At 72.9% G+C, this 13,059-nt stretch carries 14 protein-coding genes; 7 read left to right on the plus strand and 7 right to left on the minus strand.

Going from position 1 to position 13,059, the window contains the following annotated elements:
• Positions 1-17: 17 nt before the first annotated feature.
• The 3 genes from CEB94_RS37815 (at position 18) to CEB94_RS37825 (ending at position 3,008) form a co-directional block, all read left to right on the plus strand.
• Positions 18-1,196 (plus strand): MalY/PatB family protein, encoded by a 1,179-nt coding sequence (locus tag CEB94_RS37815; RefSeq protein WP_175436442.1) that lies wholly within the window; start codon positions 18-20, stop codon positions 1,194-1,196.
• 30 nt (positions 1,197-1,226) lie between these two features.
• The gene (locus CEB94_RS37820) at positions 1,227-1,607 is read left to right on the plus strand and encodes a PPOX class F420-dependent oxidoreductase (protein ID WP_175436443.1); all 381 of its coding nucleotides are present in this window, start codon (positions 1,227-1,229) and stop codon (positions 1,605-1,607) included.
• 63 nt (positions 1,608-1,670) lie between these two features.
• Entirely contained in the window at positions 1,671-3,008 is a 1,338-nt protein-coding gene (locus tag CEB94_RS37825; protein WP_175436444.1) for a Gfo/Idh/MocA family protein, read from the plus strand.
• Between the two features lie 7 nt (positions 3,009-3,015).
• Here the strand turns inward: CEB94_RS37825 and CEB94_RS37830 are convergent, their stop codons facing one another.
• Together CEB94_RS37830 and CEB94_RS37835 are read right to left on the minus strand one after the other, a co-directional pair.
• Positions 3,016-3,426, minus strand: coding sequence for a Zn-ribbon domain-containing OB-fold protein (locus CEB94_RS37830; protein WP_175436445.1), 411 nt, complete (start codon positions 3,424-3,426; stop codon positions 3,016-3,018).
• Positions 3,427-3,577: 151 nt separating this feature from the next.
• Entirely contained in the window at positions 3,578-4,246 is a 669-nt protein-coding gene (locus CEB94_RS37835; RefSeq protein WP_175437338.1) for a TetR family transcriptional regulator, read from the minus strand.
• Between the two features lie 221 nt (positions 4,247-4,467).
• On the opposite strand from CEB94_RS37835, the gene CEB94_RS37840 reads away from it, so the two are divergent.
• Positions 4,468-5,148, plus strand: a complete 681-nt coding sequence (locus tag CEB94_RS37840; RefSeq protein ID WP_175436446.1) for a peptidoglycan-binding domain-containing protein — start codon at positions 4,468-4,470, stop codon at positions 5,146-5,148.
• Positions 5,149-5,157: 9 nt separating this feature from the next.
• A complete protein-coding gene (locus CEB94_RS37845; protein WP_175436447.1) occupies positions 5,158-5,646 on the plus strand; it encodes a flavin reductase family protein in 489 nt (162 codons plus the stop codon).
• A gap of 244 nt (positions 5,647-5,890) precedes the next feature.
• Here CEB94_RS37845 and CEB94_RS37850 read toward each other — a convergent pair whose 3' ends face one another.
• The 4 genes from CEB94_RS37850 to CEB94_RS37865 all read right to left on the minus strand — a co-directional run bounded on the left by CEB94_RS37850 (position 5,891) and on the right by CEB94_RS37865 (position 10,587).
• Complete coding sequence (locus tag CEB94_RS37850) at positions 5,891-8,287, minus strand: SpoIIE family protein phosphatase (protein WP_175436448.1); 2,397 nt, start codon at positions 8,285-8,287, stop codon at positions 5,891-5,893.
• A 108-nt stretch (positions 8,288-8,395) separates the two neighbouring features.
• Complete coding sequence (locus CEB94_RS37855) at positions 8,396-8,962, minus strand: antibiotic biosynthesis monooxygenase (protein WP_175436449.1); 567 nt, start codon at positions 8,960-8,962, stop codon at positions 8,396-8,398.
• A 43-nt stretch (positions 8,963-9,005) separates the two neighbouring features.
• Entirely contained in the window at positions 9,006-9,386 is a 381-nt protein-coding gene (locus CEB94_RS37860) for a hypothetical protein (protein ID WP_031133768.1), read from the minus strand.
• 283 nt (positions 9,387-9,669) lie between these two features.
• A complete protein-coding gene (locus CEB94_RS37865) occupies positions 9,670-10,587 on the minus strand; it encodes a MurR/RpiR family transcriptional regulator (RefSeq protein WP_175436450.1) in 918 nt (305 codons plus the stop codon).
• 153 nt (positions 10,588-10,740) lie between these two features.
• Here CEB94_RS37865 and CEB94_RS37870 point away from each other — a divergent pair, with 153 nt between their 5' ends.
• Both CEB94_RS37870 and CEB94_RS37875 read left to right on the plus strand, forming a co-directional pair.
• Complete coding sequence (locus CEB94_RS37870; protein ID WP_175436451.1) at positions 10,741-10,902, plus strand: hypothetical protein; 162 nt, start codon at positions 10,741-10,743, stop codon at positions 10,900-10,902.
• A 56-nt stretch (positions 10,903-10,958) separates the two neighbouring features.
• Complete coding sequence (locus CEB94_RS37875) at positions 10,959-11,360, plus strand: DUF3662 domain-containing protein (protein ID WP_175436452.1); 402 nt, start codon at positions 10,959-10,961, stop codon at positions 11,358-11,360.
• Between the two features lie 20 nt (positions 11,361-11,380).
• Here the strand turns inward: CEB94_RS37875 and CEB94_RS37880 are convergent, their stop codons facing one another.
• Complete coding sequence (locus CEB94_RS37880; protein ID WP_425472521.1) at positions 11,381-13,045, minus strand: ArnT family glycosyltransferase; 1,665 nt, start codon at positions 13,043-13,045, stop codon at positions 11,381-11,383.
• Between the last annotated feature and the right edge of the window lie 14 nt (positions 13,046-13,059).

Genomic DNA, 13,059 nt, shown 5'->3' on the forward strand with positions numbered 1-13,059 from the left:
CCCCCTATCGTGTGCCCATGACCAGGATCCCGCACGAGACGTCCGGTGAACCGAATCCCCTGCACGCCCTCACGCTCGACCGCCTCCGGCAGCGCACCAGCATGAAGTGGCGCACCTACCCCGAGGACGTGCTGCCGCTGTGGGTGGCCGAGATGGACGTACCGCTCGCCGAGCCCGTCGTGCGCGCCGTCACCGACGCGCTCCACCTCGGTGACACCGGCTACCCGGCCGGCACCGCCTACGCGGAGGCACTGGCCGCCTTCGCCGGGAAGCGGTGGGGCTGGGACGGGCTCGCCGTGGAGCGCACCGCGATCGTGCCCGACGTCATGCTGGGCGTCGTCGAGATGCTCAAACTGGTCACCGGCCCCGGCGACACGGTGGTCGTGAACCCGCCCGTCTACCCGCCGTTCTACATGTTCGTGGAGCACATGGACCGACGGGTGGCCGAGGCCCCGCTCGGGGCGGACGGGCGCCTCGACCTCGATGTCCTGGAGGAGACCTTCCGGCAGGCCGTGGCGGACGGGCGGCGGGCCGCCCACCTGCTGTGCAGCCCCCACAACCCGACCGGCACGGTGCACACGGCCGAGGAGCTGTCCGCCGTCGCCGGGCTCGCCGAGCGGTATGGCGTGCGCGTCGTCGCCGACGAGATCCATGCCCCGCTCGTGGTCGGCGGCGCCGGTTTCGTGCCGTATCTGAGCGTGCCGGGCGCCGAGCGCGGCCTGTCGCTGATGTCGGCCTCGAAGGGCTGGAACCTGCCCGGGCTCAAGGCCGCCCTCGCGGTCGCCGGGCCCGGGGCCGCCGCCGACCTGGACCGGATGCCCGAGGAGGTGGGGCACGGCCCGAGCCACGTCGCCGTCATCGCCCACACCGCCGCCCTGCGCGACGGTGTCACCTGGCTGGACGCCCTGCTGGCCGGCCTCGACGGCAACCGGCGGCTGCTCGCGGACCTGCTGGCCGAGCACCTGCCCGCGATCCGCTACCGGCCGGGCGACGCCACCTACCTGGCCTGGCTCGACTGCCGCGCCCTCGGGCTCGGCGACGACCCGGCCGACGTCTTCCTGCGCCGCGGCCGCGTCGCCCTCAGCTCCGGCCTCGACTTCGGCACCGGCGGCACCGGCCATGTCCGCCTCAACCTGGCGACCTCGAACGAGGTGCTCACGGAGGCCGTGCGGAGGATGGCGGCGGCGCTGCGGTGAAGCCGGGGACGCGCTCGTAGACTGCCCGCCATGGACGACAGGACGCCGACTGAACCGGGCGCGGGCAAGTACCTGCTGCTCACCAGCTACCGCGGGAACGGTACGCCGGTCGCCACCCCGGTCTGGGTGGTACGCGACGGGGACGCGCTCGGCGTCTGGACGCCCGCCGGCTCCTGGAAGGTGAAGCGGATCCGCAACCGGGCCGACGTCCTGGTCGGCCCCTGCGACGCGCGCGGCAACCCCACCGGCGACCAGGTGCCCGCGACGGCGGTGATCTGCGACCCGGCCACCACCGCCCGCTACCGGCGGCTGATCGCCCGCAAGTACGGCCTGACGGGGCGGCTGACCCTGTTCGGCAGCCGGCTGCGCCGCGGCGTGGACGGCACCGTGGGCATCCGCATCACCCTCTGACGTCCAGCAAGGGCTTTCGGCGCGGGGGAGTGGAGGTCCCGTTCACGGGAAAGGGCACCTGCCATGAGCCGAACTCCCGTCCTGCGCGCAGCCGTCGTCGGCACCGGCCACCGGGCCCAGTTGTTCACCCGCGGCCTCGCCGAACGCCCCGGCCATGTCGTGGCCGCGCTGTGCGACCCCAGCCCGACCCGGATGGCCTTCCACAACCGGCTGCTGGCCGAGACCGGCGCACCGGCCGCCACCACGTGGGAGCCCGACCGCTTCACGGACCTGCTCGCCGAGGAGGGCATCGACGAGGTCGTCGTCACCACCGTCGACGCCGAGCACGACCGCTACATCGTCCCGGCCCTGAAGGCGGGCTGCCGCGTCGTCACCGAGAAGCCGATGACCGTCGACGCCGGGCGCTGCGCCCGCATCCTCGGCACCGTCCGCGAGACCGGCAACTCCCTGACCGTCGCCTTCAACTACCGCTTCAACCCCGTGCACGAGAAGGTGCACGCCCTGCTCGCCGACGGCGCGGTCGGCGAGGTGCTGTCGGTCCACTTCGAGTGGCTGCTCGACGTACGGCACGGCGCCGACTACTTCCGCCGCTGGCACCGCGAGAAGCGCCGCAGCGGCGGCCTGCTGGTGCACAAGTCCTCGCACCACTTCGACCTGGTGAACTGGTGGCTCGCCGACGAGCCCCGGGAGGCCTTCGGCTACGGGCGGCTCGGCTTCTACGGCCGCGAAGCGGGGGAACGGCACGGACTGCGCCGGGACTACGACCGCGCCCACGGCGCCGACCGGGCCGCCGACGACCCCTTCGCCCTGGACCTCGCCGCCGACGACACCCTGCGCGCCCTCTACCTCGACGCCGAACGCGACGACGGCTACCTGCGCGACCGCAATGTCTTCGACGGGCCGGTCACCATCGAGGACGACATGTCCCTCCTCGTGCGCTACGCGCGCGGCGCGACCATGACTTACCACCTGACCGCCTACTCCCCGTGGGAGGGCTACCGGGTGATGTTCAACGGCAGCGCGGGCCGGCTGGAGCTGGAGGTGGAGGAGAGCCGCTGGCAGCCGCCGCCGACCCGGCTCACCCCGGCGGCCGGCACGGTGCACGGGAACAGGGCGGCCGAGCACGCGGGCGGCGTCCGCCTCACGCTGCGCCCGCTGTGGCGGCCTCCGGTGGACGTGCCGCTCGCGGTCACCCACGCGGCCCACGGCGGTGGTGATCCGCGCATGCTCGACGCGCTGTTCGGCCCTGTCGGCCCCACGCGCTCTGAGGACACCGCCGCCGTGGACCACCCGACGGCCACCGAACGCGACGGCGCGCTGGCCCTGGCGGTCGGGCTGGCGGCCAACCGGAGCTTCGAGACGGGGCGGCCGGTGCGCACCGACGAGCTGATCACCGGCTGAGGCGGCGTCAGCTCCAGGCCCGGTACGGCTCGTCCAGCAGCTGGAAGACCGGCTCGCCCCGTACCGGGTCCTTGGCCGTGGACAGCCGCACCCGGTCCCCGCTGTGGATGCCGATCGGCGGGCCCATCACCCGCCCGCGCACGACGAACCCCTCGGACATCTCTATCTGCGACACGTTGCGCGCCGCGGGGGTGTTGCGGTGCACCACCGTGGAGTGGCGGACGATGCCCGTGCCCTGCGCGCGCTCCGTGCGCAGCTCACTGCCCCGGCAGACCGGACACAGCAGCCGGTGGTACATGGCGGTGCCGCACCAGGTGCAGCGCTGGAAGAGGATGGCCTCCGCGTCGTGGCCCCTCGGGTCGAGCAGACCCGTCGCGGAGCCGGCTGCCTGCTGAGCGACGCTTCCTGAGTGGTACACGCTGGTCAACTCCCTGCACTCGGCCGGAATCCGCGCACGCGATCACCCGCGCACACGTGTGCGCGGTTCGCCGTGCCACCGTGCACGCAGCACAGAGTATGGCACTCAGTGCCACTCGTAAAGGCACTCCGTACCCTCAATGTGAGGGGTCTCAGTCCCGTCCCAGCGTCGTCTCGATCTCCTGCACGATCCGCCACAACGGGGCCCCGCGCCGCGACACGACGACCACCACGTCCTCCGGCTGCTCCACCGCCGGCGGCACCGGTACACCGCCGAACGCCGACCGGACGTAGGCCAGCGCGTGGTCGACCGCCGTGCTCGCCTCGCCCTGGCCGTCCGAACGCAGCCAGGAGCGCAGCGCGTTGTTGTGCGCCGCGACCACCGCCGCCGCGATCACGTCCGCCTGCAGGGTGCCGTCCCGGCGGACGGTGAAACGCCGGCGCAGGTACTCGGCGAGGGCCCGCTCGTAGCGCCACACGACCGACAGCTCGTAGGCGCGCAGCCCGGGCACCTGCTTGGTGAGGCGGTAGCGCTGCACGGAGAACGTCGGGTTCTCGGCGTACATGCGCAGCACGAGCCGGGCGGCGTCGCAGACCCGCCCCACGGGTTCGTCGTCGTCGGAGCCGTCCGCCAGGAAGGCCGTCATGTCGGCCAGGCACCGCTCGTGGTCCGGGAAGACCACGTCCTCCTTGGAGGGGAAGTAGCGGAAGAACGAGCGCCGTCCGACCCCGGCGAGCGCCACGATGTCGTCGACGGTGGTCTGCTCGTACCCCCGCTCCAGGAACAGCTGGAAGGCCGCCGCCACCAGGGCGTCCCGCATCGGCGGCTTCCCGGTGCCGGCCTCGGCTTTCTCGGAGCTCATGAGCGGGAACGTAGCACCCGGAAGGCCACTCATGGCACTCAGTGCACACTTCGGGAGGTACTGAGTGCTCTGCCGGGCGGGCCTGAGCGGTCTCTGAACCCCGGGCGCGGCAGCCGCGTATCCATCGACAGGACGATCCTCGAAGACGGGCGCCCCGGGCGCGGACGAAGGAGAGCAGCGTGTCGACACCGTCCGAGCCCCGGTCGCCGCACGACGGCCAGGCCCTCGAACCCATCCGCGTCCTGCGGCCCCGCCGCACCGACGCCCTCGCGGAACTGATGCGGGAGTTCCGGCAGGACACCGGCCAGGAGCCGGACGGTTACGAGCCCGTCGTGCTGCCGGGGAAGCCGCCGGCCGGCTCCGAGGCCCTGACACAGGAACTCCCGCCCGTCGCCCGCCGGAGCCGCCGGCACCCGGGCGCCGTACCCCCGGGAGCCGGGCTGCGCCGTGCCGCCGTCGCGGTGGCCGTCCTCGCGGCGGCGGTGATCGGCTTCGGCGGTGCGCTCCTGCTCCGCAGCGAACAGCCGGACGCCACCGCGACGCCCGCGCCGCCCCGGTCCGCCGCCCCCGCCCCCGACCCCACGCCAAGCCCGCCCGCCACCGCACCCGTGGACCCCGACGGCGCCGGCACGCTGCGCGAAGGAGCCACCGGCCCCGAGGTGACCGAACTCCAGCAACGCCTCCTGCGCATCCCGGACGTCTATCGGGACGGCTCCGCCAGCGGCCGCTACGACCCCACTCTCACCGCGGCGGTCGCCCGCTTCCAGCTCTGGTACGGCATCCGCGGCGACGAGAGCGGCGTGTACGGCAACGACACCCGGGCCGCACTGGAGTCCCGCACCCCGGCGGGGACGAGCTGATGTGTGACCATGGCCGGCATGGACGAGTTCATCGACCGGCTGAACCCCGAGATGTACGTGGTCACGGCCGCCGCGGGTGGTGAACGGGCGGGCTGCCTGGTCGGGTTCGCCTCGCAGTGCTCGCTGCGGCCCGTGCGGTTCGTGGTGTGGCTGTCCGAGCTCAACCACACCTTCCGGGTGGCCCGGAACGCCGAAGTCCTCGCGGTGCACCTGCTCGGCCGCGAACAGTACGCCCTCGCCGAGCTGTTCGGCGGGCACACCGGCGACCGGACCGACAAGTTCCAGGACGTTTCTCTGCGCGAGGCGTACGGCGGTGCCCTGGTCCTTGAGGACGTGCCGGCCTGGTTCGTCGGCCGGATCGTCACCCGCGCGGGCGGCGGCGACCACATCGGCTTCGTACTCGACCCGGTCGAGTGGGGCGGACACGACGAGTACGACGGGCCGTTGCTGCGCCTTTCCGACGCCGTCACCATCGACCCGGGTCACCCGGTCGACTGACGTCGCTCCCTATGTCGAACGCCGGGCAAGGGCTGGGGAAAGCGGCGGAACGGCGGGACCACCCGGCGTCACCCTGGGCCGGGGCGACGCACGAGGCGCCCGAACCGCCGCGAACCGAAGGCCACGCCCATGAACGGCTCCCGCATCCCGGGCCTGGTGCTGCCCACCCTGTTCCTGCTGGCCCTGCTCGTGGGCCTGTGGTGGTACTGGCGCCACCGCGGGGACTCGTGAGCGGGTGCGACCCCTACCGGTCCTGAACCCCGGGAACCCGGACGTCCACCACGCACACGTCGTCCCGCCGCTCGTCGGGCAGCATCCGCGCGAGCAGCGGCCCCAGCGACCCGGGCCCGTCGCCGTGCGGAGCCGCCACCGCCTCGGCGAGCTGCTCCAGACCCCGGTCGATGCTGTCGGGCGGATGCTCGACCAGGCCGTCGGTGTACAGGATGAGCCGGTCGCCCGGGTCGAGACGGCACTCCGCCTCCTGGTAGACCGGTGTGGCGGTCGCCCCGAGCAGCATGCCGCTGGGACGGCCCAGATACCGCGCCTCGCCGTCACGCAGCAGCAGCGGCGGGGGGTGCCCCGCCTGGGCCCAGACCAGGCGCCGACGGCGGGGGTCGTAGCGGGCGAGCACCATCGTGGCGCTCGCGTGGGAGTCGCGTGAGTGCAGCAGCAGCGTGTTCAGCCGGGCGAGCGCGCCGGTCAGCGACGAGCCCGTGATGACCATGCCCTTCGCGGTGAACCGGAGCTGGGCCATCGTGGCCACGGCGTCGACGCCGTGCCCGGCGACATCACCGACCACCAGCAGCGCGTCCCCGTCGGGCAGTTCGATGGCGCTGAACCAGTCACCGCCGACGTGCACACCCGACTGGGCCGGGAGATAGGCCACCTCGACCCGCAGGCCGGCCAGGTGCACGGGCCGGTTGGCCATCGGCAGCAGCGCGTGCTGGAGCCGGGAGGCCAGGGTCCGCTCGGCCTGGAGCACGTCGTGCTGCGTCAGGATCGCCCGCTCGCTCGCGACCAGGGCCAGCTCCGCCCGCCGCCGGGCGGTCATGTCCTGCACGAAGCCGTGCACCTCGACGGGCGTTCCGTGCCGGTCGGCCACCGCCTCGGCCGCCAGCCGCAGATGCCGGATGCCGCCGCTCGTCCGGATCCGGAACGGGACGTCGAACGCCCGCCCGTCGTGGAGGAGTTCAGTGACGGCGCGCGTCAGCGCGGGTGTGTCCTCGGGCAGCGCGAGCTCCGGCACCTCGGGCAGGGGCACCGGGCCGTGCGCCGGGTCCCGGCCGACCAGGGAGAACACCTGGGTCGACCAAGAGGCCTCCCGCGTCGTCAGGTTCCAGTTCGCCCAGCCGAGATTGCCCAGCCGCTGCAGGTCCGCCAGCCGCTGCTCCTGCCGGTCGGAGGAGCCGTGCCGGATCCACGAGACGACGAGGGCGTCGCCCAGGGGCGCCACCCGTGCCTTGTACACGGACAGCTGGGCGTCCCCCGCCACGACCTCCTCGTGCGCGAACGGCTCACCCTCGTACGCCTCCCCGGTGGCCAGCACCCGCAGGCAGCCCTGCCACAGCGGCTCCGCCGCCAGGGCCGGCCGCAGCTCCAGCAGCCGCCGCCCGGCCGGCTCCTCACCGGTGCGGTCCAGCAGGTCCCCCACCTGGGCGGTCGCGGCCTCCACCCGGAAGTCCTCGGTCTCGCCCGTCGCGGCCCTCAGCGGCGTGAGCAGCATCGCCGCGACCGGCAGCGCCTCGAACAGCGCCTGCACCGCGTCCGTGGCGGCGTCGGCCTCGCGCTCGGGCGCGGCATCGAAGGCGCGCAGCCGGCCGGCGCACAGCGCGATGACGCCCCTCAGATGGGCGCGGTCGCGCGGGGTGAACACCCCGGCCCGGCCGCGCAGTACGCCGATGCAGACCTCGGCCGAGCCCGCGGCGAGCACGGGCAGCCAGGCACGCGAGCGCCACCGGTCGGGAGGGTCGCCGATGAGCACGTACCGCCGCACGTCCGAGGCGAAGTCCTCCAGCCAGCGTGGCTCGCCCGATCGCAGCGCGTCCAGCTCCGCCATCGCGCTCACCGGCGGCACCTGGAACCACTGGGCGGCCAGTGTGTCGTCGATGCCCGCGTGCCCGGCCATCTCGAGGCCGCCGTCGGGCCTGCGTGCGTAGATCAGGATCGCGTCCGCCGACATGTCGGGGCCGAGATGCTCCAGCAGGCACCGGGCGAGGTCGTCCGGTGTCATCACCCGAACGAGGGCCTGGCCGAGGCGGGCCAGGGCAGCGGTGACGTCGTCCGGCGCGGCTGACCGCTCCAGGGCCGCCGCCCCGGAGTCGTAAGCCTCGACGCCGGGGGGTTCGCTCGCCCCGCCGGGGCCGGACGGTGTGGGCGCGAGAGCGCCCAGGGTGATCCAGCACTCCTCCAGCAGGGAGCGGCGGGCGGCCTTGGCCCGCTGGAGCAGCTGCTCGCCCGCCGCGTCGACGGAACACCCGCTCAGCGCCATCACCGCGCCCTTGGCCCGTTCCACGACAGCCGACGTGGCCGCCTGGTCGCGCAGCCGGTCCAGTTCGGCACGCTGCCGGGCGACGATCTTGGCCAGTTCGACCAGGTCCGGTGCGGCACCGGGCTGCGCCGGCGTCACGGGCTCGCTCGTCACGCGTTGAGCATTGCACACCTGGCCCGATTCGAAGACCGCCTTGTGCGCACGGACTTCCCATCGGTCCCAGGAAACCCGCCGGTCACACCAGCCTCGCGGGTGACTGTTTCAGTCACCGTCGTGCGGATACAGCCACAGCCGCAGCAGCCGGCTGAGCCGCGGCATCACCAGATACGTCAGCAGCGGCAGCAGCACCAGCGGGAAGACGGCGGCCCGCAGGGGCAGCGGCCAGCCTGTGGTGTGAGGAGTCACCAGCCACTGGATGAGCAGGGTGAAGGGGTAGGCGCCGAGGAAGGTCGTGAGGACCATCTTCCATCGGGGCGGGGCCTGCACGGCGGTGCCCGGGAGGCTGAACCAGGACTCCATCCCGGTGGTCGACTGGCGCTCGCTGCTGACCTCGGTGGCGATGTCCTCGATCCGCCGGTGCCAGTGCGCGCGCTCCTCGGATTCCAGCCAGGCGGCGAGCCGGTGCTGATCGGACCAGCGCAGCACCGCGTGGTAGCGGTGGCCGTCCTCGGGCGTGAGCCAGGAGACACCCTCGTTGCCCGGGAACTGTCTGGCGCAGCGGGTGATGCCGTGCGTCCACTCCTCGAACCGCTGCTCCCGGCCGGGGCGCACCTGCCAGGTCAGGACGGTGGTCACCGGCGCGCCGCGCCGGGCTGTGGTGGTGCTCATTCCCCCACGGGTGCCACGCGCGGCGCCGGTCATGCCCGGCGGTTCACGGCTGGCGGTTCGCCTCCACCAGGGCCTGGGTCACCGCCCGGACGCTGCGTGCGATGTGCTGGAGCTGCATGACCTCGGCCGCGTACAGCTTGATCGTGTGCTCGATGACCCCCTCGTGCAGGCCGAGCCCGGGCAGGTCGGCGCGGGCGGTCTGCAGGGCGGTGCGGGCGACCCGGATCTCGTTCTGGACCTGGATCTGGGCATGCCGCGCGAGGAGGACGGGGTGCCGGATGAACACGGGATATCCGGCGTAGCGCGTGGGCACCAGCTCGCGCAGCCACTTGGCCGCCGAGCGCTCCCAGTCGTAGCTCCCGGGGGTCTTGACCTGGCAGGGCCAGTCCGGGCTGATGCGCGTGGTCGTCAGGGGCATGATCATCGCTCTCGGGTGTGCGGCGTCGTGAGGGTGGACGACGAGTCGGGGCGGCCCCGGCCTAGGGGATGGCCGGGGCCGCCACGAACACCCGGGACGCCGGAGTGGGTAGGACCCGGCTCCACGGGTGCGGAACGGATCCGGAACTGCCGGGTCGCGATCCGTGAGCAGTATTTATATATGCCAACCGGTTTGCAAGGAGCATGAAAACATTCATGCGTGCTTTGTTGTGGATGGTCCCCATGTGTCGTGCACCGCGCGCCGCTCAGTCCCTGAGAAAGGAAGCCGCTCAGTCCCTGAGAAAGAACTGGTGCTGGTCGGCGACCTGCTCGTACCCCTCCAGCCGCGCCTGCGTCCGCTCCGGATCCGCGTCCGTCATGGCCTGCAGCAGAGCCGAGCACATCACGCCCGGGGCCGCGTAGGAGTCGAAGACCAGTCGCGATCCGGTCCCGATGGCGAAGACGACGTCGGCCTCGTCCGCGAGCGGCCCGAGCGCCAGGTCGGTGATCAGGGCGACCTTGAGCCCGGCGCCCCGCGCGACCCGCACGGCCGTCAGGGTCTCCTGTGCGTGCCGGGGCATGGAGAACGCCAGCACCCATGTACCACCCGCCTCACGCGACTGCAGCAGCGCGTCGTAGGCGACGCTCCCGCCCCGCGTCACGAGCCGTACGTCCGGATGGATCCGGCGGGCGGCGTAGGCGAAGTACTCGGCGAGAGAGACGGAGATGCGCAGCCCGAGGACCGTCAGCGGGGTGGACGACGAGAGCTTGCGGCCGACGTCGATGACCACGTTCGGATCGGCCAGGTCCCGGCGCAGGTTCTCCAGGTTCTCGATCTCGGCGTCGACCGCCGCCTGCAGTTCGTTGCCGTGCGTCTCCTCGGCCGGGCCGCCGGCGAGGGTGCCCAGCGCGATCGACTGGAGCTTCTCCCGCAGCGCCGGGTAACCGCTGAAGCCGACCGCCGCGGCGAACCGCGTCACCGAGGGCTGGCTGACGCCGACCCGGTCCGCGAGATCCGTGATCGACAGGAACGCCGCCTCGGTGATGTGCTCGATCAGGTACTGCGCGATGCGCCGCTGCCCCGGGGACAGCCTGGGCCGGTCGAAAAGTGCCCTGAGCTGGGCGGACGGGGAGACCTCCGCTTCGGGGGCGGTCTTCCCCGAGGTGATCGCGGATGCCTGTGCGCGTGCCTGCTGCGGCGATGGCACCGGTGCGCCTCCTTCGTCTCCCACGGACGTTCAACATAGCTCACACCGTGGTGACCAGGGCTTCTTCGGACAGCATGAGCGGCCCGCCGCGGGGATACCCGTACGCCGGGTGGGAACCCGCCGTCGCACACGACCTTGAGAGGAGCCACCGGCATGACCGTCCCCGAGGAGAACCGGCCCAAGACGCAGGCCACCGACGAGCTGCTGGAACAGCAGGACGAGAACCGCTCCCGGCCGCCGGGCGGGACCGGCCGCACGATGCGCGAGGCCCTGGAGGAGGCCGCGGTGCGCCCCGGCGACTACGACGACCGGTAGGGCATCGCCCCGGCCACCGCAATCGAATCGACGACGCTTCCGGCAGGTGAGACGGCATGGGCGCGCTGAGTGCGCTGGAACAGACCCTGGAGAACCGTTGGGACGCGCTGTGGGCGCGGCTCCTCGACAAGGAACCGGTCGAGGTCCTCGACGCCCTGCGACGCGAATGCGACGACAACGCCGTCGTGTGCCGTGAGGGCCGCGTCATGGTCCCCAACGCCTACGACGTGGAACTGCCCGACGACGTACACGACCATCTGACCCGCACCGGCACCGATGTGGGCCAGGCCCTCACCGACAGCCTCTGCCGCCACGCGGAACGCCGCGGCTACGAATTCGCCGGCCCGCTGGCGGTCCACGTGGCGAGGTGCCCCGACGTACCCAACGGCCGCTACCGGGTGGCCGGCCGGGTCATGGCCCACGTGAGCGCGGACGGGTTCTTCTACGCGACCCACTGACGCACGCCGCGCCGCAGCACTCAACGGCGATACAACGTGATCGAGTGCCCGACGTCGTCCACGGGGCGGCTGCTGCCGAGCAAAGCGGCCAGCCGCCCCGTGGCTTTCGCGGCCGCCGAGTCCGACACGGCCAGCAGTCCCCGCACCTCACGGACCGGCACCCGCCGGGGATCCGAGGCCTCGATGCCGTAGAAGGACGGGACACCACTGCCCTTGTACACGAGCCACACCCGCTCGCCCGGATAGCGCTCGCGCAGCCGGTCCGCGAGCCGCCCGAGATCCTGCCCCCAGTCCACGTTCGAGTCGTGCAACCACTCCCGGGTCCTGCCCGGCCCCCCGAACGCCTCGTTGGAGTACGGCAGATACCAGGGACAGGCCCGCGCCGAACTGACGGCGGCGAACGCCACCAGCACGCCCACCGCCACGGACGCCCACCGCCGCCGCACCAGGAGCAAGCACCCCGCCGCCACCGCGAGGAACAGCGGCAGGAACACCGCGTACCGGGTCCCGAAGTCCCGGGCCAACTGCATGGCCGCCGCCAGCAGCACCAGCGGAGCGGCCAGCACATAGGGCGCGGCGGGCCGCAGCCGCCGGACCGCGACCATGGCCGGGGCACCCCCGGCCCACAGCGCGAGCATCCCCAGCGGCGTCTTCACCAGCAGCGCGGCCGGCAGGTAGTACCAGAGCGAGCCGTCGTAGAGCCGCCCGAACAGAAACCCCTGCCACGGCCGGTTCTCCAGCCCGAACTGCACGCGCATCCCGTCCCGGTAGGCCTCCGGGAACGGCATCATCCCGACCAGCAGCCCCCGCAGCCCGCGCACCACGGGCACATGCTGTTCCGGAGTCCAGCGCAGCCGGGGATCGACCATCAGATACGTGACCCACACGACGGCGACCGCGGCCAAGGCCACACCGCCCGCCGCAGCCACGGCCCGGCGCCGGCTGTCTCCGGACGCCTGCCACACGGACACCGCGGCCAGCGCCATCAGCACGGGCACAGCGGGCAGCGTACTCATCTTCGTGGCCAGCGCGGCGCCCAGCGCCGCCCCTGCGAGCGGCACGTACAGCCGCGGTCTCCGGCGCGCCCGCCACAGCAGCCACGCCGACGTCAGGGCGAACCCGGCGGCCGGCACATCGAGTGTGGCGAGCGAACCGTGGGCGATGACGTCGGGGGAGAAGCAGTACAGCGCGAGGGCGGCCAACCCCGCGACGTGCCCGGCCAGTTCACGGGCGAAGGCGAACACCACCAGCCCGAACGACAGCGTCAGCGCGATCACCGGAAGGCGGGCCCAGAGCATCAGCCGCCACGGATCGTTCCCCGACTCGTACAGCAGGTGCCGGCCCAACTGCCCCTGGTCCCCGGCAAAGGCCGGGTCGATCTGCGGATCCGCGAGGGCCACCCCCGCACCGATGAGCAGCTTGCCGAGCGGCGGATGCTCGGGGTTGTGCCGCAGCCGGTGCTCGTGCACGTACTCCGCCGCCGCGCCCACGTACACCGGTTCGTCGATCGTCGGTGTCTGCCGCACGGCGGTCGTGACCATCGCGAAGGCCATCTGGGCGAGCAGCACGGCCACCAGGAGCGGCACCGGCCACCGCCTGCCGGACCGGCGTGCGTCGTCCGCCGGCACCGGGGGCGAGATCGACACCGGCCGGGGAACGGCGGGAGCGATCCAGAGGTCCCTCATGGACCCACTCTGCA

It is taken from the genome of Streptomyces hawaiiensis (genome assembly GCF_004803895.1).
Taxonomy (GTDB): Bacteria; Actinomycetota; Actinomycetes; order Streptomycetales; family Streptomycetaceae; genus Streptomyces; species Streptomyces hawaiiensis.